Annotated in this window: 20 protein-coding genes; 19 read left to right on the forward strand and 1 reads right to left on the reverse strand. The window is 48.0% G+C overall.

The features are described 5' to 3' along the window. Window positions 1–332 precede the first annotated feature (332 nt). Both glmU and V6669_RS00200 read left to right on the forward strand, forming a co-directional pair. Complete coding sequence (glmU, locus tag V6669_RS00195; RefSeq protein WP_338589723.1) at window positions 333–1,733, forward strand: bifunctional UDP-N-acetylglucosamine diphosphorylase/glucosamine-1-phosphate N-acetyltransferase GlmU; 1,401 nt, start codon at window positions 333–335, stop codon at window positions 1,731–1,733. Window positions 1,734–1,834: 101 nt separating this feature from the next. After that, window positions 1,835–2,788 (forward strand): ribose-phosphate diphosphokinase, encoded by a 954-nt coding sequence (locus V6669_RS00200; protein ID WP_017691370.1) that lies wholly within the window; start codon window positions 1,835–1,837, stop codon window positions 2,786–2,788. 289 nt (window positions 2,789–3,077) lie between these two features. On the opposite strand, the gene V6669_RS00205 is transcribed toward V6669_RS00200, so the two are convergent. After that, window positions 3,078–3,278, reverse strand: coding sequence for a hypothetical protein (locus V6669_RS00205; protein WP_024633712.1), 201 nt, complete (start codon window positions 3,276–3,278; stop codon window positions 3,078–3,080). A gap of 139 nt (window positions 3,279–3,417) precedes the next feature. Between V6669_RS00205 and pth the strand changes: the two genes are divergently transcribed. The 17 genes from pth (at window position 3,418) to tilS (ending at window position 22,867) form a co-directional block, all read left to right on the forward strand. Next, the gene (gene pth, locus V6669_RS00210; RefSeq protein ID WP_036606126.1) at window positions 3,418–3,978 is read left to right on the forward strand and encodes an aminoacyl-tRNA hydrolase; all 561 of its coding nucleotides are present in this window, start codon (window positions 3,418–3,420) and stop codon (window positions 3,976–3,978) included. A 98-nt stretch (window positions 3,979–4,076) separates the two neighbouring features. Continuing rightward, a complete protein-coding gene (locus tag V6669_RS00215; RefSeq protein ID WP_017691368.1) occupies window positions 4,077–4,307 on the forward strand; it encodes an anti-sigma-F factor Fin family protein in 231 nt (76 codons plus the stop codon). A 267-nt stretch (window positions 4,308–4,574) separates the two neighbouring features. Next, a complete protein-coding gene (gene mfd / locus V6669_RS00220; RefSeq protein ID WP_338589727.1) occupies window positions 4,575–8,102 on the forward strand; it encodes a transcription-repair coupling factor in 3,528 nt (1,175 codons plus the stop codon). Then, window positions 8,086–9,246, forward strand: a complete 1,161-nt coding sequence (locus V6669_RS00225; protein ID WP_338589729.1) for a peptidylprolyl isomerase — start codon at window positions 8,086–8,088, stop codon at window positions 9,244–9,246. Before mfd ends, V6669_RS00225 begins: the two co-directional genes overlap by 17 nt. A gap of 330 nt (window positions 9,247–9,576) precedes the next feature. After that, window positions 9,577–10,119: a stage V sporulation protein T gene (gene spoVT / locus V6669_RS00230; protein WP_036606123.1), complete on the forward strand. Its 543-nt coding sequence runs from the start codon at window positions 9,577–9,579 to the stop codon at window positions 10,117–10,119. Window positions 10,120–10,283: 164 nt separating this feature from the next. Next, window positions 10,284–12,032: a polysaccharide biosynthesis protein gene (locus V6669_RS00235; protein WP_338589732.1), complete on the forward strand. Its 1,749-nt coding sequence runs from the start codon at window positions 10,284–10,286 to the stop codon at window positions 12,030–12,032. 149 nt (window positions 12,033–12,181) lie between these two features. Beyond that, the gene (mazG, locus tag V6669_RS00240) at window positions 12,182–13,675 is read left to right on the forward strand and encodes a nucleoside triphosphate pyrophosphohydrolase (protein ID WP_338589734.1); all 1,494 of its coding nucleotides are present in this window, start codon (window positions 12,182–12,184) and stop codon (window positions 13,673–13,675) included. 307 nt (window positions 13,676–13,982) lie between these two features. Then, window positions 13,983–14,255: an HU family DNA-binding protein gene (locus V6669_RS00245; protein ID WP_017691362.1), complete on the forward strand. Its 273-nt coding sequence runs from the start codon at window positions 13,983–13,985 to the stop codon at window positions 14,253–14,255. Next, window positions 14,255–14,533, forward strand: coding sequence for an RNA-binding S4 domain-containing protein (locus V6669_RS00250; RefSeq protein ID WP_017691361.1), 279 nt, complete (start codon window positions 14,255–14,257; stop codon window positions 14,531–14,533). The genes V6669_RS00245 and V6669_RS00250 overlap by 1 nt, the downstream gene beginning before the upstream one ends. Before the next feature lie 172 nt (window positions 14,534–14,705). Further along, entirely contained in the window at window positions 14,706–14,990 is a 285-nt protein-coding gene (gene yabP / locus V6669_RS00255; RefSeq protein WP_036606119.1) for a sporulation protein YabP, read from the forward strand. Continuing rightward, the gene (yabQ, locus tag V6669_RS00260) at window positions 14,987–15,556 is read left to right on the forward strand and encodes a spore cortex biosynthesis protein YabQ (RefSeq protein WP_338589738.1); all 570 of its coding nucleotides are present in this window, start codon (window positions 14,987–14,989) and stop codon (window positions 15,554–15,556) included. The genes yabP and yabQ overlap by 4 nt, the downstream gene beginning before the upstream one ends. Before the next feature lie 11 nt (window positions 15,557–15,567). Next, entirely contained in the window at window positions 15,568–15,903 is a 336-nt protein-coding gene (locus V6669_RS00265) for a septum formation initiator family protein (protein WP_278297461.1), read from the forward strand. A gap of 198 nt (window positions 15,904–16,101) precedes the next feature. Continuing rightward, complete coding sequence (locus tag V6669_RS00270; protein WP_017691357.1) at window positions 16,102–16,632, forward strand: S1 domain-containing RNA-binding protein; 531 nt, start codon at window positions 16,102–16,104, stop codon at window positions 16,630–16,632. A 473-nt stretch (window positions 16,633–17,105) separates the two neighbouring features. Then, entirely contained in the window at window positions 17,106–19,613 is a 2,508-nt protein-coding gene (spoIIE, locus tag V6669_RS00275; protein WP_338589742.1) for a stage II sporulation protein E, read from the forward strand. An 85-nt stretch (window positions 19,614–19,698) separates the two neighbouring features. Continuing rightward, window positions 19,699–20,451 carry a VWA domain-containing protein gene (locus V6669_RS00280; RefSeq protein WP_091039116.1) on the forward strand — a complete coding sequence of 251 codons (753 nt, stop codon included), beginning with the start codon at window positions 19,699–19,701 and terminating at the stop codon, window positions 20,449–20,451. Then, the gene (locus V6669_RS00285; RefSeq protein WP_338589745.1) at window positions 20,435–21,382 is read left to right on the forward strand and encodes a serine/threonine protein kinase; all 948 of its coding nucleotides are present in this window, start codon (window positions 20,435–20,437) and stop codon (window positions 21,380–21,382) included. Before V6669_RS00280 ends, V6669_RS00285 begins: the two co-directional genes overlap by 17 nt. 45 nt (window positions 21,383–21,427) lie before the next feature. Then, the gene (gene tilS, locus V6669_RS00290; protein ID WP_338589747.1) at window positions 21,428–22,867 is read left to right on the forward strand and encodes a tRNA lysidine(34) synthetase TilS; all 1,440 of its coding nucleotides are present in this window, start codon (window positions 21,428–21,430) and stop codon (window positions 22,865–22,867) included. Window positions 22,868–22,885 lie beyond the last annotated feature (18 nt).

Consider the following 22,885-nt stretch of genomic DNA (forward strand, 5'->3'; position numbering starts at 1 on the left):
TTCGAAGGAAAAGAGAGCCATGTCTTATGGCTCTCTTTTCTTTTTGACCGGAATAAGATATATTCAGTATTGAGTTTATTAGCAGAGAACAAAAAGCGCATCGTGCGCTTGGTGGCAGGGCGGCATCTTAGGAATCATCGGGATTCGGTTAAGCTCGCAGGTACACGGCGTATACATATAGGTCACGATTCGTAGGTGTCCGCGTTGTTACGTGTGATTACAGAGACAGCAGGCGATGAACAGGCCCGGCTTGAAGCCGGCTGAACGATACTCATTGGATATAGATCAGCAGTGCATTTCAATGGGATTTTCAGAACAGGAGGTCGTTAATTTTGAAACGAATGGCAATCGTTCTTGCCGCAGGGCAAGGAAAACGAATGAAATCAAAATTGTACAAAGTACTGCATCCCGTATGCGGTAAACCTATGGTTGGACATGTGCTGGATGCAGCACTCAGCGCAGGCGTTGAACGCAGTGTGGTTGTAGTCGGTCATGGTGCCGAAGCGGTGCAGTCATTTTTGGGTTCCAGAGCGGAGTATGCACTTCAGGCGGAACAATTGGGTACAGGTCATGCAGTGAAGCAGGTTAAATCCTTGCTTGGCGGAGAGACAGGTTCTACAATTGTGGTCTGTGGAGATACACCGCTTGTGACCAGTGAGACGTTGGAAGGTCTGATGAAGCTCCATGAGAGTAGCGGAGCAGCAGCGACAGTTCTTACGGCTCAGTTGGACAATCCCAAAGGTTATGGCCGCGTTATTCGCGGAGAAGATGGATCTGTACAACGGATTGTGGAACAGAAGGATTGCACGGAGCAGGAAGATGCTGTGAATGAGATTAACACGGGCACATACTGTTTCGATAATGCAAAATTGTTCGCTGCCCTAGAAAAAGTGACGAATCAGAACGCTCAGGGAGAGTATTATCTCACAGACGTAGTTGGCATTTTCCGCAATGATGGAGAAGTGGTTGAGGCTTACATGTCAGATGACATCGCAGAATCCATCGGGGTTAATGATCGACTCGCACTTTCGCAAGCAGAAGCCTTCATGCGTGAACGTCTTGCCGTACGCCATATGTTGAACGGTGTTACAATCATTGATCCGTCATCGACATATATCGGAGCGGATGTTACGATTGGATCAGATACAGTTCTGTATCCGGGGACAATCCTCAAAGGCACAACTTCCATTGGTGAAGCATGTCATATTGGTCCTCAGGCAGATGTGGAAGACAGCGTTATTCAGGACGGAGTTACAATTAAACATTCGGTAGTATCCAATGCCGAAGTGGGTTCTGATGCAACGGTTGGTCCATATGCTAATTTGCGTCCAGGTACTAAACTGGGCCGCAACGTAAAAATTGGTGACTTTGTTGAAGTGAAAAATGCTACAATTGATGAAGGTTCCAAAGTATCTCATCTCAGCTATATTGGAGATGCCAAAGTAGGGAAAAACGTAAATGTTGGATGCGGGGCAATAACTGTCAATTATGATGGTTATAATAAAGCTGTGACAACGATTGAAGATGATGCTTTTGTAGGAAGCAACGTCAATCTGATTGCACCGATTACGGTAGGAAAAGGCGCTTATGTGGTTGCTGGCTCGACCGTTACCCATTCCGTTCCCGAGAATGATCTGGCCATTGCTCGTCCACGTCAGGAGAATAAACCTGGTTACGCGGAGAAGATTCGCGGACGTGCCAAAGCCAAGAAACAAAATGCCAAACCCCAATAAGGGGTTTTGATAACAAGATTGCCTCCCGAAGATCGGGGAGGTGCCGACATGTCGCAGACGCTTATTGATTCCAATGAACCAGCACGGAGGGTTTTTATTTTATGACTTATTTTGATTCGAAATTAAAAATATTTACTTGCAATTCTAACCCCAAGCTTGCCCATCAAATTGCTGATTATATCGGGATCCCTATGGGTGAATCTCACACAACCAGCTTTAGTGATGGCGAGATTCAAGTGAAACTCTCCGAGAGTGTTCGGGGTTGTCACGTTTACATCGTGCAGTCCACTTGCTTGCCGGTTAATGATAACCTGATGGAAATGCTCGTTATGATTGATGCACTCAAACGGGCATCTGCCAAGACGATTAACGTCGTTATTCCTTACTATGGCTATGCAAGACAGGATCGCAAGGCACGTTCGCGTGACCCGATTACAGCGAAACTGGTTGCTAACCTTATTGAAAAAGCGGGTGCAACCCGTGTCATCGCGATGGACTTGCATGCAATGCAGATCCAGGGATTCTTCGACATTCCGGTCGACCATTTGCTTGGCGTACCAATTCTGGCTCAATATTTCCGGTCGAAACAGATCGAAAATCCGGTTGTTGTGTCGCCTGACCACGGTGGCGTAGTGCGCGCACGTAAACTGGCTGATTTCCTGAATGCACCCCTGGCGATTATCGATAAACGTCGTCCTGAGCCAAATGTGAGCGAAGTGATGAACATTATCGGTAACATCGAGGGTAAAACAGCCATCCTGATCGATGACATTATTGACACGGCGGGAACGATTGTACTGGGAGCGAATGCTCTGATGGAAGGCGGCGTAAAAGAAGTATACGCGTGCTGTACTCACCCGGTATTGTCCGGACCTGCGATGGAACGTTTGGAGAATGCACCATTGAAGGAAGTCATCGTAACGGATACCATTCCAATTACGCATGCTAATCCGACAAGCAAACTCAAAGTGTTGTCTGTAGCGCCTTTGCTCGGAGAAGCGATTATCCGGGTTCATGAGGAATTGTCAATCAGCAAGCTGTTTGAAATTGAATAAGGATGTCTGCATAAAGTAGTAGAGGGGTTACGTTTTCCGGTTCAATGGAAAATGTAACCCCTGTCGGCGTGCCGTTTTATTAAAAGTGAAACAGACGCTGGTCATTCCATATAATTTGAACTACTAATTTACACAGAACGAAGAGGGCAGAAAGGATCTGAAGAAGTGAAGTTAAAAGCTTTCTGAAAGAAAGCTGCTTCAGAAGCATATGCTTCGACTTAACAGCGATCGGAAGATGTTTCTGCACGCGCAGTGATCCAGTGTAAAATGGTTCGTTCATCTTATATGGTTAATACCCGGGGCGGGAGATAAATCGGAAACGACGCCGATGAAAAAGCGTGTCGGCAATTTCGACGAATTGATTATCGAAACGTGTGATTAGACCAATCTCAATATGGGTGTCGCGGTCGTATACCTGTACAGGTACGTGATATTCGAGATGATAGATAAAATCGCTATGTTGAGTCAGTTGTCCATTGTCTTCGCGCAAAACCCGCTCACCTTCCTGGGTCGATAAAATATGAACTGTAAATACTACAGTAAATCGATCTTTACTTTCCTGATATTATATGAAATATAAGATTCGAAGTCTATGCCTCACCTCAGGCTAATCCGAAGGAGGGAACAAGATGAAGTGGATTGTCGGACTTGGAAATCCAGGCTCGAACTATGCCAAAACCCGTCATAATATCGGTTTTATGGCACTGGATCGGTTGGCTGATCGTCATAATATCTCCATTACACAGAATAAATGTAAAGCGCTGATTGGAGAAGGCAATATTGGCGGTGTGAAAACCGTACTGATCAAACCAATGACCTATATGAACTTGTCTGGTGAATCGGTTCGAGCATATATGGATTTTTATAAAGTTAGTCTTGAAGATCTGATTGTTGTGTACGACGACATGGATACAGAGATTGGCAAAGTCAGATTGCGTTACCAAGGTAGTGCAGGCGGACATAATGGAATCAAGTCCATTATTCAGCATACCGGTACACAGCAGTTTAACCGGGTGCGCATGGGAATATCCCGGCCTGAACCAGGACATGCCATTGTTGATTATGTACTGTCGACATTCATGAAGAAAGAAAAGGAAGCCCTTGATCAGACCATTGAGCAAACGTGTGATGCCCTGGAGCATAGCTTGACTCATACGTTTGAACAAACAATGGCGAAGTTTAACGGTTAATTTTGTAAGACATACTGGTAAAATGATCATACAAGACGGGTTCGATTCAGCCATACTGGACATACTGGATGTATAAACCATGTTCAGGAGGCATAAACATGTCAGTGAATTACGTATGTAGGCATTGCCGTACCTTTATTGGACGAATCGATTCTGCCCGGATAACGGAAGTAGAGCTTGGCTTTCATTTCTTGACCCCCGACGAGCGGAGGGATATAATAGCGTATAATTCCGGTGGTGACATTACCGTTCGGATTACATGTGATTACTGTAAGGAAGCCCTGGAGCACAATCCGGAGCTTAGCCTGCTCGCGAGTCCGCTTCAGTAGACACGTACAGGATCGAATGACAGTTGAGGGCGGTTGCGTAATAACGCTCCACCTTTTATAGCCTTGGCAGCCTGCTGAGGCTTCTTTTCAGTTGGCATGAAAGCCATCGCTAGCTCGAAATTAGGCTCAGCCGCATCAACAGATGTGGCAATGTTGCGAGTAATCCGATATGATGAAACAGGACAAAAAGGAATTTGTATCCATTTTAATAGTGATGCTACGCGTATGCGTGAGATAATCAAGTAAGTTATAAGAGAGGTGCCCCTTTTGTTACAAGCACTTATACAGGCTTTTTCCAAAGATCCGGACTTCGGGTCCATTACAGCCGGAATCAAGTCCGGCATGAAGGAACAATTGGTTTCGGGTCTATCCGGCTCGGCGCGTCAGATTATGCTGGCTGCTCTGCATCAGGAAATGAACCGACCATTGCTCGTAGTAACGCACAATATGTTTTCAGCTCAAAAAATTGCAGAAGATTTACAGGAAGCGCTTTCACCTGATCAGGTGTTGATCTATCCTGCCAACGAACTTGTCGCTGCTGAAGCTGCTGTTTCCAGCCCGGAAACATTGGGTCAGCGTATTGATGTGTTGGTCCGCTGCGCCCAGGGATTCAGGGGCGTTGTTGTTATTCCATTTTCCGGGGTAAGACGTTATGTTCCACTTCCGGAAGTGATGGCCAATGCTCGAATTTTGATTAAACAGGGTAACACACTTCAACTGGACTCCTTCCTGCTGGAGATGGTAAAGCTCGGATATGAGCGTGTGGAGCGCGTAGAATCTCGTGGTGAGATGAGTGTACGCGGAGGTATCATCGATTTCTATCCGGTTACTTCATCGATCGCATATCGAGTGGAGCTATTTGATGACGAAATCGATTCCATTCGGACATTTGACCCGGCCGATCAGCGTTCAATTGAACGGATTGAAGAGATTACGGTTTTGCCATGCAAGGAATTAATTGCAGATCGTGAACGTATGGAAAAGGCTGCCGATGCGGCTGCTATTTTGCTGGAGCAACAGCTGGAGAAAATGACGGATCGACAGGCGAAGCTGCGTCTTCGTGAAGAAATTCACCGGGAGATCGAGCTTTTGCGGGAGCACGTGTATTTCTCTGAAATGTATAAATATATCTCTCCGCTCTATCCGGAGAACAAAACGATATACGACTATATGCCAGAAGATACCCTGCTGGTTCTTGATGAACCTGCGAGACTATCGGAGACATCGAAACAGCTTGACCGTGATGAATCGGAGTGGAACCTGCATCTGATGCAAAACGGAAAAACACTTCCGGACCTTCCATTATCCGCAGACGGTGATGAACTATTGTATGAGCGTCCATTCCAGACGCTGTTTATGTCAATCTTTTTGCGTCAGGTTCCACATACCCAACCACAAAACATTCTGAACTTCATCAGTCGTGGCATGCAGGATTTCCATGGACAGATGAACGTATTGAAGGCAGAGATGGAGCGCTGGCAGAAGGCCGGAGTTCAAGTGCTCATGCTGGCAAACGGTGAGGAGAGACTCGAGCGGATGCGCCGGGTACTGATGGACTATGATATTCCAGAGCCAGAGATGATGATCGGTAACTTGCAAACGGGATTTGAAATGCCGTCCATTCATTTGGCTGTCGTGACCGAGGGCGAGATGTTCTCGCAAAAACAGCGTAAAGTACGCAAACCAATTCGGAATGTAGACAATGCTGAACGGATCAAATCCTATAGTGAGCTAAAAGTGGGCGATTATGTCGTTCACCAGAACCACGGGATTGGTAAGTACCTTGGTATCGGCACCCTCGAGGTTGGTGGTATTCATAAGGACTACATGCATATTCTCTATGCGGGTGGAGACAAACTGTCTGTACCGATTGAGCAGATCGATCTGATTCAGAAATATGTTGGTTCCGAAGAGAAAGAACCGAAAATATACAAGCTGGGCGGAAATGAGTGGACACGGGTTAAAAATAAAGTCCGCACATCCGTACAGGATATTGCTGATGATCTGATCAAGCTGTATGCCGAGCGTCAGACCTCCAAAGGATTTGGATTCGACAAGGATTCTGCAGAGCAGCAGGAGTTTGAGGACATGTTCCCTTACGATGAGACACGTGATCAGGTGCGTGCGATCGAAGAAATCAAAAAGGACATGGAACAAAACCGTCCAATGGACCGTTTATTGTGTGGGGATGTTGGTTACGGCAAAACCGAGGTGGCTATTCGGGCTGCATTTAAAGCAGCGATTGAAGGCAAACAGGTGGCGGTACTCGTTCCAACAACGATTTTGGCACAGCAGCATTTTGAGACGTTCCGTGAGCGGTTCTCCGGTTATCCGTTCAACATTCATGTGCTTAGCCGGTTCCGCTCCCGTAAAGAGCAGAATGAAACAGCTAAAGGCATCAAGGCAGGCACAGTAGATATTGTCATCGGGACGCATCGATTGTTGTCGCAGGATCTGGTGTTCAAGGACCTGGGGCTGCTCATTGTTGATGAAGAACAGCGCTTCGGAGTAACCCATAAGGAGAAACTGAAGAAGCTGAAAACCAATGTGGACGTGCTTACGCTGACGGCAACGCCGATTCCGCGTACGCTTCATATGTCGATGTTGGGTGTTCGTGATCTGTCTGTTATTGAGACTCCGCCAGAGAATCGGTTCCCGGTACAGACCTATGTGGTTGAACACAGCCAGGCGCTTGTTCGCGAAGCCATTGAACGTGAGCTTGCTCGTGGTGGGCAAGTGTATTACCTCTACAACCGTGTTCAGGGAATTCAGGAGATGGCTGCCGAAATTTCTGAACTTGTGCCTGAAGCCAAGGTTGGTGTGGGACATGGTCAGATGTCGGAAACCGAGCTGGAGAAGACGATTCTGGACTTCCTGGATGGTGAATATGACGTGCTTGTGAGCACAAGTATCATCGAGACCGGGGTAGATATTCCGAACGTAAATACACTGATCGTACATGATGCGGATAAAATGGGACTGTCCCAGCTGTATCAGCTGCGCGGACGTGTGGGTCGTTCCAACCGTATTGCGTATGCCTATTTTACGTACCAACGGGATAAAGTGCTTACTGAAGTTGCTGAGAAACGTCTGCAATCAATTAAAGAATTCACTGAACTGGGTTCAGGATTCAAAATTGCCATGCGTGACTTGTCGATTCGTGGTGCGGGAAACCTGCTAGGAGCGGAGCAACATGGTTTCATCGCTTCCGTTGGGTTTGATCTGTATTCCCAGATGCTCGCAGAGGAGATCAACAAACGCAAAGTTACGATGCTTGGCGAAGAGCCGGTACCTTCAGACCAGTGGAACACAACCCTGGATCTCAGTATCGATGCCTACTTGCCGTCCGATTATATCTATGACAGTATTCAGAAGATTGAGATCTACAAAAAAGTGGCGGTTATTGCATCCTTCGACGATGCGATGGAGTTGGAAGACGAATTGGTTGACCGATTCGGTGATCTTCCGGAAGCCGTCATTAACTTGCTGGCTGTTGCGCGGATGAAAGTATACGGCAAAATCTACGGTATTGAGTCCATTTCCCAACGTGGTGAGGACATTACCGTGAAGTTTTATGAAGGGCGTGAACATGCCTTTGAACTCTCGAAAATCGCGCACATTGGAAATCAGTTCGAAAGACGTGTACAATTTGAACAAGGACCCCATATGCTGATTCACGCTAAAGGCAAGGGGCTTGGGGATAAGCAACTGATGGAGCTGGTAGAGAAAATTCTGGAGTCCATGAAAACTGCTTTTAAATCAAAGGGGGAACTAAAGGATGTTACCAAAGTATAAAAAAGTAGGAAAAGTACTGTCTGTGAGCATGGTCGCAGTACTATCCTTATCACTGCTTGCTGCATGTGGCAAGAAGGAAGAAGCAAAAACACCGGAATCGACGGATACAAGTGCTGTAGTCGCTACGTATGATGGTGGTACCATTACAGCCAATGAATTCGACATGGAGCAACGTGTCATGAAATTCCTCTATCCGGAGTATGCACAAATGATGGATATGGACGATTTCAAAGAGTATCTGGTAAAACAGGAAGTTGCTTATGAATATCTGAGTGGCAAAGCAAGCGAAGATGCCAAAACAGCCGGTACCAAAGCGGCAACTGAGCAATTCGATAAAATGAAAGCTTCTGTTCAGGCAGATCAATGGACAGAAATGCTCAAAGCTCAGAACCTGACAGACGATAACATTAAAGACTACATGACTCGGATCATGACAGTAATCAAAGACAAAGAAACAGGCGTTACGGACGATGCAATTAAGGCTGAGTTTGAGAAAAACAAAGATCAGTTCACAACGGCTTCCGTTCGTCACGTGCTGATTAACTTCACAGATCCAAAAACGCAAAAAGAGCGTAAAAAAGAAGATGCACTTAAAATTGCAAAAGAAGTAAAAACCAAGTTGGATGGCGGCGCTGATTTTGCTGAAATTGCAAAAAAATATTCAGAAGATCCAGGTTCTGCTGAAAAGGGTGGACTGTATGAAAATACACCTGTAGGCAGCTGGGTAGAGGCATTTAAGGAAGCTGCAAAAACGTTGCCGCTGAACAAAATCAGTGATCCAGTAGAGACAGAGTACGGTTACCACGTCATGAAAGTGGAAGCTCGTACTGAAGCGGACTTCACCAAATTGACGGCTGAGCAAAAAGAAAGCCTGAAGAGCCAATTAGCAGCTGCTGAGATCGATACGTTCATGCAAAATGAATTGGACAAGATCGTAAAAGAAGTTAATCTGCCAAAAACAGAAAAAGCTGAAGAAGGCACAACTGAAGGTACGACTGAAGGAACAACGGGTACAGGAACTGAAGGAGAGAAAACAACCGAACCAAAAACGGATGACTCCACAGGTACGGATACCAAGACTGACCAAGGTACGACTGGAACAGACAAAGATGCAACTACAGATGAAGGTACAAGCAGCAAGTAAGCTGGCAAAATTGCTGTGTTAGCATACGTTCAGGGTTAAATTCGCCAGAATGAATGCCTTGTACTACGTAAATATGGACAACCATACAGAGAAGCAAGGGGAGGACTTAGGACCTCCTTCTTGCTTCTTCTTGTATATATTCAAGCCGTATGGGTACATGGTCGCCTTCTTCGAAAGTTACACAACTATATTCTCCGAAGCATGTATAAGGAAATGGGAACAGATGAATACTATGGTCAAGATATCACACTAAACGTTCTGGGACTTTCCTCTACCCATTAAGGAACAGTAGTTGAAAAATCTTCTCGAGAAAGTGGGGCAACATGTGAAATGAAAGCTACTGGTATTGTCCGCCGTATAGATGACCTTGGTCGTGTGGTCATTCCAAAAGAAATCCGCCGTACGTTACGTATTCGTGAAGGTGATCCACTGGAAATTTTCGTGGATCGTGATGGAGAAGTTATCCTTAAAAAATATTCGCCAATTGGCGAACTTGGTGATTTTGCCAAAGAATATGCAGAATCCCTGTATGAGAGTACAGGACATGTAACGATGATTTCTGACCGGGATACCATTATCACGGTGGCAGGTGGTTCGAAAAAAGAGTATTTGGACAAGCAGGTAGGTCAACTGTTAGAGGGATGTATGGAAAACAGGAAGACCATTCTGGAAACAAACAACGGTTCTTATGAGCTTAGCAAAGATCATGACGAGACGTTATCCTCTTTTGTTATTGCGCCGATTATTTCAGGTGGTGACCCCATCGGAACGGTTATCCTGTTCAATAAGGATGAATCGGTGAAGATGTCTCAGATGGAAGTGAAGATGTCCGAGACAGCTGCTGGTTTCCTTGGCAAGCAAATGGAACAATAGACCGCAGATCAACTCCTGGTGCCCTGTCTTGGGCATACGGGAGTTTTTGCATTTTAAGGGACAACGAAGTTAATCTGATGATTATGATGGGGAGGGTTAGTCTGTGTGCCTTCAGGCAGTTATAATAGCAAGGTATGCTTAAAAGGATTACGCGGGAGGGACTTATGAAACAGCCGTCTACAGGCTCAAGGCTGCTACAGGGTGCATTTATACTTGGGCTTGCTGCCATTATCTCTAAAATCATTGGTGCTTTTCAGAAGATTCCGCTGCAGAATCTGGGGGGAGACGGTGTATTTGGCATCTACAATACGGTATATCCGTTATATATGCTCATTATTACACTTGCTGCTGCAGGACTGCCTCTGGCCGTATCCAAATTCGTAGCAGAGCAGAATGCACTTGGTAGACCAGACGAGAGCAGAAGAATTATCCGGTTATCTTCCTTACTGCTCGGGGGAATTGGAATTATAATGGCGCTCTTGATGTATGCAGGTGCGCCACTGATCGCTGACATGATTGGCAACCGCCATGTGGTTCCATCGATTCGTGCAGCTTCATGGGCGTTATTGTTCGTCCCGGTGATGACAGGGCTGCGTGGATATTTTCAGGGATTACAGCAGATGGTCCCAACAGCGGTATCACAAGTGGTGGAGCAGACGATACGTGTCACCGTCATGATTATTCTGCTTCTGTGGTTGATGAGACGGGACGCTTCGCTTGAGACTATTGCCGCTGGTGCCATGATGGGCTCCGTTGCCGGCGGAATGGTTGGGCTGCTTACCATGTTAGGGTACATGGCTCGTCATCGGCGGAAAGGCAAGGAAGTGCGAACTGGGCAACTGGTTTCGGAATGGAGCAGTAAAGGCGGAGAGGTTAGAGCGGACAGGCATGAGCGTCAGGAGCATAGGCTGGTTACGCTGCAAAAGAAAACGGTGAGTGCTATTAATCCCGCTCTGGGAGAACGGCCACGATCCAACGGGGAATGGATCAGGACGCTGCTCATGTATGCTATTCCTGTCTGCCTGGGGTCGCTCGCCGTGCCGTTGATGAATCTGGTGGATACCTTCACCGTGCCACGGCTGCTGCGGGGAGAAGGGCTGGATGAGCTTCAGTCGATGGTTTCCTTCGGCATCTACAACCGTGGATTGCCGCTGGTTCAACTGGTGACGATGCTGGCCACGTCACTATCTGTGCTGTTTATTCCGGCGATGGCGGAAGCCCGGTTAAAGGTCGGGCCAGAAGCCGTCCGGCAACAAGCAGGCCTCGCGCTGCGCTGGTTCTGGTTAATCGGCCTGGCGGCATCCGCGGGTCTCGCGGTGCTGGCGGAGCCGATTAACCGCATGCTGTACGGAGATGCCGCAGGCACGGAAGCACTGCGGTACATGGCGCTGACGGCTGCGGGCAGCACCGTCAGCATTATTGCGGCGGCGCTGCTGCAAGGCCTCGGCGCCGTGCGCGCACCCGCGTTCAGCATGCTGGCCGCCGCAGGCGTCAAGGCGCTGCTGAACGTCATGCTTGTGCCGGCGCTGGGCATCAGCGGCGCGGCCCTGGCAGGCGCAGTCGCCTACATGTTGGCGGCTGGCCTGAATGTGGCGCTGCTGGCGCGAATTGTCGCCCTGCGCCCTGCCCCTGGCGCCGTCCTGGCGAAGCCGGCGCTGGTGATCGCCGCCATGAGTCTGGCGGCGGTAGGCACGGCCTGGGCCGCCGAAGCGGTACTCGGCGGCATGGGTATCGCGGCCGACCGCCGGCTGGCCGCGATGGGCGTGAGCCTGCTGGGCATTGCCGCAGGCTCGGCCGTGTTCTTGCTGGCGGCGGCCCGGACAGGGCTACTGACCGCCGCGGAGCTGGCGGCTGTGCCCAAGTTGGGGCATCGCCTGGCCAAGCTGCTGCGCAGACTGCGTGTGCTGCGCTAGCTTCATGCTCACGGTGCTTCTACACCCAGCACAGCTAATATGCAATTATAGGATATCGAATGATTCTGGTATAATACGTGTAATTAGTCCTGTTCAGGCACGATGAATCAGTGAGCCTGAACAGGATAGTCCGGATGGAGGTTTACGTAATGAGTGCAGCTTTAACCGTAGTGGGTCTTGGATCTGGAGATGCAGACCAACTGACCGTAGGTATTATCAAAAAAATGAAACATGCAGCTACGCTGTATGTACGTACCCTGGATCATCCCGTATTGAATGATCTGAAGCAAGAGGGGCTGGAGATGACATCATTTGATGCTATCTATGAGGCGAAGTCCTCCTTCCCCGAAGTATATGATGAGATCGCGAATCAACTCATAGAAGCCGCTCGCAAGGGTGAGGCCGGAACTGAGATTGTGTATGCCGTACCTGGTCATCCGATGGTGGCAGAAGCAAGTGTACGCCTGCTCAAAGAGCGTTGTCCGCAGATGGGCATTTCACTGCGTGTCATGGGCGGAGAGAGCTTCCTGGATGAAGCTTTTATCCGGCTTGGATTCGACCCGATTGAAGGCTTTCAACTCCTGGATGCCAGCAGTCTGAACACGGAACTGGTACAACCACAGCTACATACATTGATTGGACAAGTCTACGATGTGTTCACTGCTTCGGATGTGAAGCTATGCCTGATGGAGGTTTACCCGGATGATTATCCGGTATTTGTGGGTCACGCGTTGGGTGTACAGGGCCAGGAGGTCATTCACAAGATTCCATTGCACGAACTGGACCGGATCGAAGGATACGGCAATCTGTCACTGATCTATGTCCCGAAGAACACCGATGATGCCCTGCGTCGTCGATCCTTTGCACGTTTGCATGAGATCGTCAATATTCTTCGCAGTCCGGGTGGCTGTCCATGGGATCAGGAGCAGACACATCAATCCATTCGCAAAAACCTGATTGAAGAGACCTATGAGGTCATTGAGACGATTGATGAGGATGACCCCGACCATATGAAAGAAGAGCTGGGTGATCTGCTGCTGCAGATTTTATTGCACTCCCAGATGGAAGAAGAAGTGGGCACATTTAATGTGTATGATGTCATCGAGGGTTTGAATGATAAGCTGATCTTCCGCCATCCACATGTGTTTGGCGATAATCAGGCAGAAGATGCGAATGAAGCTCTTCAGAACTGGGAACAGATGAAAGCAGAGGAGAAGAAGCGCAAAGGCCAGGATCAGCAGAACGTTTCCGTGCTGGACGGTATACCGCGTGACTTGCCTGCATTGATGAAGGGATACAAGTTACAGAAGAAAGCAGCCAAAGTTGGCTTTGACTGGGATGATGTTGAAGGTGTGTTTGCCAAGATCGAGGAAGAACTGGCGGAGTTGAAAGAAGCGGTGCAACAAGGCCAGTCTGCGGAAGAACGGAAGCTTGAACTGGGTGATTTGTTATTCGCAGCCGCGAACGTTGCAAGATTTATCGATACGGACCCGGAAGAGGCACTTGCTGCGACCAACCGCAAGTTCGTTGGGCGGTTCCAGTATATCGAGGAGCGTTTGCGTGAACAGGGAAGAACACCAGCAGATAGCAATGTAGAAGAGATGGAGAAATTCTGGCAGGATGCGAAGAAGGCAGGATTATAACGGGTTCAATTTTCTGGAAAATACCGATAAACCTTATTCCATCATGTTATGCAGTGTGTTATGATATACGAACATGTGTTCATCTGTGTAAACTGGAGTTGGTGTTTAGCGCCGGATAGTTTCGGGTACTGGTCTTAGACTGTTCCCTGCGGACCATCGACAAAAAGCTAAAAAAAGTCGCGGACCAAGGCAGGATTTCAGATGCCAAGCCAGAATACATGTGTAGTGACCTAACGCGAATCAGCGGCAATCCATGTATTGTCAGGAATCGCAGATACTTTTTTTTCAATTTGGGAGGCTTTTAAAAATGAACAAAACAGATCTGATTAACAACATTTCAACCAAAAGTGGTTTGACTAAAAAAGACGTTGAGTCCGTATTGAACGGCTTTTTGGGAGAAATTACAGATGCACTTGCCAGCGGAGACAAAGTACAATTGATCGGCTTTGGCACTTTTGAGACCCGCAAACGCTCCGGTCGTACCGGACGTAACCCACAAACAGGGAATGAAATCGTGATTCCTGAGTCTACTGTTCCTGCATTCAAAGCAGGCAACAAACTTAAAGAAGCCGTAAAATAATGCGTCTTGATAAATTCCTGAAGGTCTCCCGGCTAATCAAACGCCGCACTGTGGCCAAGGACGTCTCTGAACAGGGACGTGTTCTGGTGAACGGACGTGAAGCAAAGCCTAGCGCCGCTGTCAAAGTGGGCGATGAGCTGACGGTTCAGTTCGGTCAGAAACTGGTCACCGTGAGGGTGGAACGAATTGCCGAGAGTACTAAGAAGGATGAGGCGAGCAGCCTCTACACCTTGGTGAAGGAAGAGCCGATCGCCAAGGATAACGGAATGAACTGGTAACAGTACATCTGGTATTAAATATTCATTTAATGCAAGTTGAATCGAAACGTCCTCCTGTAACAGGGAAGGGCGTTTTTGTTTTTACTGGATGCCCAGTTATTTGTTCAACAACGCTGGTTCTATTCGAACCTCCACACCCATAAGCTAGGTGTAAGAAGGAGGGGTACATGCCATGGTTGAGCACGGTAAGGCCAAACAGCATCATCTGAGCATGCAGAATCGGAAACTGCTGGATCTGACGGGTGTCTCCAACGTGGAGAGCTTCGACAGTGAGGAATTTTTGCTGCAGACTGAACTTGGGCATCTGACCATCCGGGGGCACAATTTACATATCAAAAACCTGAGCCTGGAGGAAGGTCTGTTATCCATTGAAGGCACAGTCAGTTCGCTCCAATATCTGGACCCCGGTTCCCAGTCCAAAAATGGTAAAGGCCTGTTTGGCAAGATGTTCCGATGAGTCCGGATACTCAATGGATCACAATGATGTGGATGCTTACTTCGGGGGTCGTGATGGGAATGGCCTACGACAGTTACCGGGTACTGTCCGGACAGCTACGGTTTCCGAGATGGAGTATTCACACGCTCGATCTGTTGTACTGGGTTGCTTCCGCGCTGTTCGTTTTTCGGATGCTATACGCCGGAAACCACGGACAGTTGCGGTTTTATGTCTTTTTGGGGCTGATTATAGGGGTTTGCTTCTATTTTTGGCTTTTAAGTGTTACAACCCAGCGTTTTGTGGTAATGTTAATTAAACTCGCAAGAACGCTGATTCATTGGTGTGGACATATCCTTAACATCCTGATCGTTATGCCGGTTAAAGGAATTTATAAGTTAGTTCGCGTATTATTCGGTTTTGTAATTGCGATACTATTATTCCTGGGCAGGCTGGTGCTGCAGTGTTTGGTACCTTTCGGCAAGTTGTTCCGCTGGATGTTTAGGCCGCTCCTGAAACATTGGGTAACGCCACGCTTCATGATCCGTGTGGGTACAAGAATTGCAGCGATGTGGAAACGCTGGTTTTAAGGAGGTCCGTAATGGGTAAAACACCTGTGGGCAGAGCAAAGGCTCCAACTAACCAAGGAAAATCTGCCGGTGCAAAAAGGCGCCTCATGCTTTGGATGACGTTTATGATTGTATTTGTAATATGGGCAGGATATACATTCCTTGTGCAGACTGCACAAATTTCGGACAAGAGTTCTCATCTGGCCACTCAGCAAGCTTCAAAGGAAGATACCTTGAAGAAGCTGGAACAGTTGAAGTACGAAGTCAGCCGGTTGAATGACCCTGAATACATAGGACAGCTGGCACGGAAAAAAGGATATTATCTTCCTGAGGAAACGCCGATCCAGGTTGAAGAGTCAGGGAACTGATGGAATTCGGTCTATTACCGAGCTAGGTTTGTTATCCGTGTGTCTGAAGCCGTTAAACCGGAAAAAATAGGCTCTCTGATGGGGTAGTGTTCAGTTGACCTTGGTTTACGGCATAAGGTATAATTACATTAGCGCAGCATTGATTTTGGCATTCAAAAAATCGGGTTGTATATTTTTAAGGGAGGATCATTTTATTCTATGGCAATTGAAGTGGGCACCAAGTTAGAGGGCAAGGTGACAGGAATCACGCATTTTGGAGCATTTGTGGATCTGTCAGGAGGTGTCACGGGTCTCGTTCACATCTCGGAAATCGCCGACAATTACGTCAAAGATGTCAACGACCACCTGAAGCTGAATGACCTCGTTACAGTGAAGGTTATCAACGTTGACAAGGATGGCAAGATCGGACTTTCCATTAAGCAAGCTGTTGACAAACCGGTTGAGCAACAAACCCAATCTAGACCCCCGAGAGCTCCTAGACCGGAACGCAGTGGAGGAGATCGCGAACGATTCAGCGGCGGAGGCCCAAGTGGTGGCCAAGGTCGTGGTGGTGGCGGCGGTGGATTTAACCGTGGTGACCGCGGAGGCCGTTCTTTCAAGCCCGCAGCAGGCAAACCTTCATTTGAGGATAAAATGTCACGCTTCCTGAAAGATAGTGAAGAGCGGATCTCTTCGCTTAAGAAGAACACAGAAGGCAAACGCGGAGGCCGTGGAGCCAAGCGTGTGTAATCTGTCACAACCTGATCTAAACATATAAGTAAAACCGTTAGCCCATGGGCTAACGGTTTTTTTGCGTTTCTTTCACAGATAAGTAGTTGAATAGCTTTTTTTGTAAGGTGAAGCTCCATATCCCCAGTTTTTCTGCACGGCAAAATGGAACCATAAGAACATTTGTCGTCTACCATTTTTTACCGACAGGTTTCCGTGGCATTCCACAGTTATCCTGCTCAAATGATGGCGAGACCCAACCATCGCCGGTTCAAAATCAGACATTCCGATTGTCGGAATCAAGTAGCAGAATGAATGAAACCACAATAAGGCCGGGGGTTTCGCTCCACCGCGCCAGGCTTGTTTCTTTTGTCGTAAACTTTTTGGACCCTGCCCACCTATTCTGACAAACTACGTCTTCTAATCTATCTATAATCAGAACCATCGAGAACGAAACACGAAAATTCAAATTAATCGAATGGGGTGCCTTGAGGATGATGGAAAAGTGGAATGTCATTCAATTTCCGGGAATGAAAGCAGGTAAAGGAGGTACGGAAGCTCGGGAGGAGCTGTCTGTACGTCTGAAACAATGGCTTGGCTCCCGCAAGGCTGTCCAGATGGTTGCTTCCCGCAAATGGGTACTGCTGCTAACGTTTATGGGATTCCTGCTCGGAAAGGCGATGATCCTGAATGAGTTATCTCCCTTTGCCATTGCTTACTTCGCCGTGATTGCTTTCATGCGCAGGGATTACATCATTCCGGTAGGCGCCGCTCTACTCGCAGGTAGTCTCTTTGCACCGTTTCCAGTACCACTCATTGTTGCATCGGAGATCGCTATCTTTTATCTGCTCTTTCGTGGGCTGGAGTCATATGATCGTGCTGAATTATCTTATGCACCAACGATGGTGTTTACGACTACATTTATGGTCAAATTATTCGCGGTTGTGATCGGGCCATCCTTCAGCTGGTACGCGATGCTGATGCTCACGATGGATTCGGTATTAAGCTTTGTGCTCACCCTAGTTTTTATACAAGCCATACCGATTTTCACTTACCGCAAAAAAAAGTTCAGCCTAAAGAACGAGGAGATCCTCTGCCTGATTATATTGCTCGCTTCCGTTATGACGGGAGCCGTAGGGTGGACCATTCAATCCTTATCCGTCGAGCATATGCTCTCCCGTTATCTCATATTAATCTTTGCGCTGGTGGGCGGAGCCCCCCTCGGAGCCTCGGTTGGGGTCATTACCGGCTTGATTCTGAGTCTGGCTGACATGTCAGCGGTGTATCAGATGAGCCTGCTTGCTTTTGCTGGGATGCTTGCAGGTATGCTTCGAGAGGGTAAACGTGCGGCGGTTGCACTGGGCATGCTGCTTGGTTCGTCCATTCTATCCATATACTTGGGTGGTCCAGGTGATGTGATGAATTCATTATGGGAGACGTGTGCAGCTATTGTTCTGTTTATGTTGACACCTAAGAGCCTGATGACGGCGATATCCAAATATGTACCGGGTACGCAGGATCATACGAAATCCCAGCATGAGTATGCCAAACGGATACGGGATATCACAGCAGAACGGGTAACCCGGTTCTCGCAGGTATTCCGTCAATTGTCACGCAGCTTCGATCAGATGTCTGGTGCGGGCGAAACGGTACAGAAAGAAGGTGGAATGGATCATTTCATGAATGCGGTTGCCGAGGGCACATGTGCAAGCTGCTTCAAGCGTACGCAATGCTGGGATGCAAAGTTTATTCAAACCTACAAATATATGACGGACGTGATGAGTACCATTGAAGGAAACCCGGAGATCTCAGGCAAGCAGATTCCAGTGGACTGGAACAGGGTATGTGCGAAACCGGAAGAGGTCCTTGAAGTCATGCGTGCCCAGTATGGGTTGCATCAACATAACATGCAGTGGAAACGCCAGATTATCGATAGCCGGCAGCTGGTTGCAGAGCAATTGTCCGGTGTATCTCAGGTCATGGAGGACCTGGCCAAAGAAATTCAGCGGGAAAGTGAGGAGATGGTACAGCAGGAGGAGCAGATTCGGGACGCACTGGAGTCACTGGGCCTGTCCATTCACTCTATCGAGATCATCAATCTGGAAGCGGGCAATGTTGAAATTGAGATTGTGCATGCATATACACGTGGATTTGATGAGTGCCGGAAAATGATTGCTCCGCTGATCTCGGATGTATTGGACGAACATATTGCCGTCTTGCATGAGACCATGACCGATCCTCGTCAGGGACTGGCGACTGTTACGTTTGGTTCAGCCAAAACGTTCGAGGTAACTACCGGTGTTGCTGCTGCTGCCAAAGGGGGAGATGTGATGTCAGGCGACAGCTTCAGTACGGTTGAGTTAGGCAACGGTACATTCGCGGTGGCGCTCAGTGATGGAATGGGCAATGGAGAACGGGCACGTATGGAGAGCAGCGCAGCGCTGAATATACTGGAACAGTTGCTACAGTCCGGCATGGATGAGAAACTGGCGATCAAATCCGTAAACTCCGTTCTGATGCTGCGCTCCCCTGAAGAGATGTATGCCACAGTGGATATGGCGCTGATTGATGAATATACGGCAGAGACAACGTTTATGAAAATCGGATCGACGCCAAGTTTTATCAAACGTGGACAGGAGGTTATTCAAGTTTCAGCTAGTAATTTGCCAATCGGTATTATTAAAGATATCGAAGTGGATTTGGTGACGGTACAGCTGCAACCTGGGGATATCCTCATTATGATGACGGATGGCATCTATGATGCACCGGGGTATGCTGTGAACAAAGAGTTATGGATGAAACGGCTCATTCAAGAGATTGATACAGATGATCCACAAGATTTGGCCGATTGCCTGCTTGAAAGTGTCATAAGATACCAGCAGCATGAGATTTTGGATGATATGACCGTCGTTGTTGGAAAAGTAGAGCATTTCCGCCCTGAATGGGCCACACTGCGTGTGCCTGGCATCAACCGGATGGAGCGGCCACGGACCGTCAGCTAATTGCATATTCTTCTGTTTGAAGTCTCTTCATTCTGGCAATGCTAGTCATAGAGTTGGAGAGTAACGAATAACGGAGGGATATCGGATGAAGCAAATCTTATTGATCACCGACGGTTGTTCCAATGTAGGACCAAGTCCGGTGCTGGCAGCGGCCGAAGCACAGGAAGAGGGGATTACGGTTAATGTGGTTGGCGTGATTGATTATGGAACCATTGGTGAGTTGGGTAGCCGGGAGATTGAGGATATTGCCAGAGCCGGAGGTGGAATCAGCCAAATTGTAGGTACACGGCAGCTTGCCCATACCATGCAGATGATGACAAGGAAAACGGTGGTTCAGACCATTCAGCAGGCGGTTAATAGAGAGTTAACACAAATTTTGGGAGAGAAGGAGCCCAAAACGGTAACCGATCTGGAGCCTGCACAACGCGCCCGGGTCGTGGAAGTGATGGATGATATGGCTGAAACTACAGCCTTACAGGTTATATTGCTAATAGACGTCAGTGCCAGCATGAAGCCCAAACTGGCTGCGGTAGAAGAAGGCATTCGTGATTTAATGTTGAGTTTGCAGGCGCGTATAGGTCAGAGCAAGCTTTCCGTATTTCATTTTCCGGGACGACACAGTGGAGAAGATGCAGTAATGGATATTGACTGGACAACGGATCTGGGCCGTGTCCGGTCCTTGTTTGGAAGGTTGCAGATGAAGGGTGCAACGCCGACAGGTCCTGCAATTCAGAAGGTGATTGATTTTTACCGTTATGGTACACTGGAGAAACAGCAGGAAATAGAAGGGAACTATCGCATTGAAAGAGAAGGGATGCTCGGTGACAACGTTGTCTGACGCCTCTTTCCCGCCAGGAACAGTGGTTACAGGGAAATGGAATCGCAGTCGTTACACGATTCGGAAGCTACTGGGCAAAGGAGCTAATGGCATCGTTTTTCTTGTCCAACGGGGTGAAAATGGCAAACACTACGCGCTAAAAATGGGATTTGATCCGGTTGATCTGCAATCGGAAGTCAATGTGCTCAAATCTTTTCAACTACAGCGTAATCATGAGGCCCTTCGGCAGAGCGGCATTCCTTCCTATCTTAAAGATGTGGATGATTATGCCGTTCGTGGCCGGGATATTCCCTTTTATGTGATGCGTTACGTTAGAGGTGAGGCACTTCATCACTTCATTCGGCGTCAGGGGACAGACTGGACACTTCTGGTGGGACTTAGACTCTTGCAGAAGCTGGCACAATTACATCAGGCGGGATGGGTGTTTGGTGATCTCAAACCTCAGAATGTGTTGGTATCCGACTATGGGCAGGTGGAATTGATCGACTACGGCGGAGTTACGTCGATTGGTCGAAGCGTCAAACAGTTCACCGAATGGTATGATCGGGGCTTCTGGAATGCAGGCAGCCGTACGGCAGATGGTACCTATGATGTATTTGCATTTGCATTATTGTTGATTCATGTACTTGAAGCAGACGCGCTCAAGGCACTGGCAGCCGAAGGATTACCGCAACTGCGAAGTGTGAATCAGCTCGTAGCGCTGGTGGAGCGCAGTGAACGACTGGGTCCTTTTCGCAATTGGACGATTCAGGCCTTACGAGGTCAGTTTCGTGATGCAGGTCATGCGGCACAAGGGTGGAAGGAAATGATGGCACGCCCCACGCCTCTTCGTCGTCGTTCCAAAAGTACAACACCGCGCTGGCTTAAGAACGCATTTGTTGCATCTGTGATATTACTTATTGGAGTGCTCATCTATGCACTACGTTTCTGATTCTGTGAGAGTGCATATACATAACGCAAGGAATGAGGAACAGGTATGGAGGCTTTACGCTGGAACATGCTGGTGAAGAACGTGCTGGATGCAGCGGAAGAGCATCAGTTATGGGTTCCCGGGGATCGGATTGTCGTCGCAGTATCGGGCGGGCCGGACTCGGTAGCTTTTTTGCATATCATGCACGAGATCAGCAAGCGGCATGTCCCGCTTGAATTGATCTGTGCCCATGTGCATCATGGTTTTCGGACCGAATCTGATGAAGAAGCGGAGAAAATGATGGAACTGGCACAGCAGCTTGGTATTACATTTGAATGGACCAAGGCCGATGTACCTTCATATATGGAGTTGACGGGTCAAGGACCACAGGAAGCAGCCCGCAACAAGCGATATGCTTTTCTGTACGAAGTGGCTTCCAAATATAATGCGACAAGCATCGCTTTGGCACATCATGCGGATGATCAGGCGGAGACGGTCATGCTTCATTTGCTTCGTGGAACCGGCTTGTCGGGACTCTCAGGAATGAAGTTTAAAAGACGAGAAAAAAATGTGGAACTTATTCGTCCATGCCTTCGTATAAACAAGACAGACCTTGTAGAAGCTTGTAATACCCAGGGTTTTATGTATTTCAATGATGAGAGCAACGCCTTGCGTAAATATCGGCGTAATGCCATTCGCTTGGATGTGCTTCCTTTTTTGGGGCAGTATAATGGACAACTCACGCCGTCATTGAATCGGCTTGCCGAAATTGTGGGTGATGAAGACGATTTCATGGAGCAGAGTGCATATGACACATACAGGTGTCTAGTGCAGGTGAACGGCGGAAGGCAAACCTTTGAGGTGCCTTCCTTCTTGAAGTTACATGTCGCTTTACAACGAAGGTTGATTAAACTAATATTGAATTATCTGCCTTTGGACAGTGATTTTGTCGACTTTACCCGTATAGAAACCATTCGACGCAAGGTCATGGAGACCCATGTGACGACCTGGAGCCTGGATATAGGACAGACACTCGCCTGCACTCGGGAGTATAATCTGATTTCTTTTGGCATACGGACAGACGTACAGGATCAATCTTACGAGTATCGTCTTGCGCAATGGAGTGGAACTTCTGAGCTTTCACTCACCCCAATTAACCGGTATATTCGGTTGATGACGGTGAGTCCCGAGGACTATCATGTACCGGAATCGGCGGATCAAGCCGCGTTTGATGCGGATCAACTGCTTTTGCCGCTGGTTGTGCGTTCACGGTTACCTGGAGATACCATGAAAGTGATGGGATTAAACGGAAGCAAAAAGGTGAAAAATATTTTCATCGATGAGAAAATCCCCCCATCTGTCCGTCCACGAATTCCTGTGGTATGTGATGGAGCAGGTCATATCATCTGGTTACCGGGTGTTCGACGGTCCAATGTGGCCCCTGTCAGGGAGGGCACTTCCGCAATCCTGTACATGACTGTAGGCGATTCAGCGATTCAGGGGTAGTGGTTATGGTTCAGGTAA

Source organism: Paenibacillus sp. Y5S-9 (assembly GCF_036894235.1).
In the GTDB taxonomy this organism is placed as follows: domain Bacteria; phylum Bacillota; class Bacilli; order Paenibacillales; family Paenibacillaceae; genus Paenibacillus.

What these genes read in the sequence shown, in the direction of transcription:
- V6669_RS00250 (WP_017691361.1), top strand. Translation starts at nt 14,255, where the DNA reads ATGCGTCTTGATAAATTCCTGAAGGTCTCCCGGCTAATCAAACGCCGC.
- V6669_RS00225 (WP_338589729.1), top strand. Translation starts at nt 8,086, where the DNA reads ATGTTACCAAAGTATAAAAAAGTAGGAAAAGTACTGTCTGTGAGCATG.
- spoIIE (WP_338589742.1), top strand. Translation starts at nt 17,106, where the DNA reads ATGATGGAAAAGTGGAATGTCATTCAATTTCCGGGAATGAAAGCAGGT.
- V6669_RS00245 (WP_017691362.1), top strand. Translation starts at nt 13,983, where the DNA reads ATGAACAAAACAGATCTGATTAACAACATTTCAACCAAAAGTGGTTTG.
- pth (WP_036606126.1), top strand. Translation starts at nt 3,418, where the DNA reads ATGAAGTGGATTGTCGGACTTGGAAATCCAGGCTCGAACTATGCCAAA.
- V6669_RS00235 (WP_338589732.1), top strand. Translation starts at nt 10,284, where the DNA reads ATGAAACAGCCGTCTACAGGCTCAAGGCTGCTACAGGGTGCATTTATA.
- V6669_RS00215 (WP_017691368.1), top strand. Translation starts at nt 4,077, where the DNA reads ATGTCAGTGAATTACGTATGTAGGCATTGCCGTACCTTTATTGGACGA.
- V6669_RS00280 (WP_091039116.1), top strand. Translation starts at nt 19,699, where the DNA reads ATGAAGCAAATCTTATTGATCACCGACGGTTGTTCCAATGTAGGACCA.
- tilS (WP_338589747.1), top strand. Translation starts at nt 21,428, where the DNA reads ATGGAGGCTTTACGCTGGAACATGCTGGTGAAGAACGTGCTGGATGCA.
- V6669_RS00265 (WP_278297461.1), top strand. Translation starts at nt 15,568, where the DNA reads ATGGGTAAAACACCTGTGGGCAGAGCAAAGGCTCCAACTAACCAAGGA.
- spoVT (WP_036606123.1), top strand. Translation starts at nt 9,577, where the DNA reads ATGAAAGCTACTGGTATTGTCCGCCGTATAGATGACCTTGGTCGTGTG.
- yabQ (WP_338589738.1), top strand. Translation starts at nt 14,987, where the DNA reads ATGAGTCCGGATACTCAATGGATCACAATGATGTGGATGCTTACTTCG.
- yabP (WP_036606119.1), top strand. Translation starts at nt 14,706, where the DNA reads ATGGTTGAGCACGGTAAGGCCAAACAGCATCATCTGAGCATGCAGAAT.
- mazG (WP_338589734.1), top strand. Translation starts at nt 12,182, where the DNA reads ATGAGTGCAGCTTTAACCGTAGTGGGTCTTGGATCTGGAGATGCAGAC.
- V6669_RS00200 (WP_017691370.1), top strand. Translation starts at nt 1,835, where the DNA reads ATGACTTATTTTGATTCGAAATTAAAAATATTTACTTGCAATTCTAAC.
- V6669_RS00270 (WP_017691357.1), top strand. Translation starts at nt 16,102, where the DNA reads ATGGCAATTGAAGTGGGCACCAAGTTAGAGGGCAAGGTGACAGGAATC.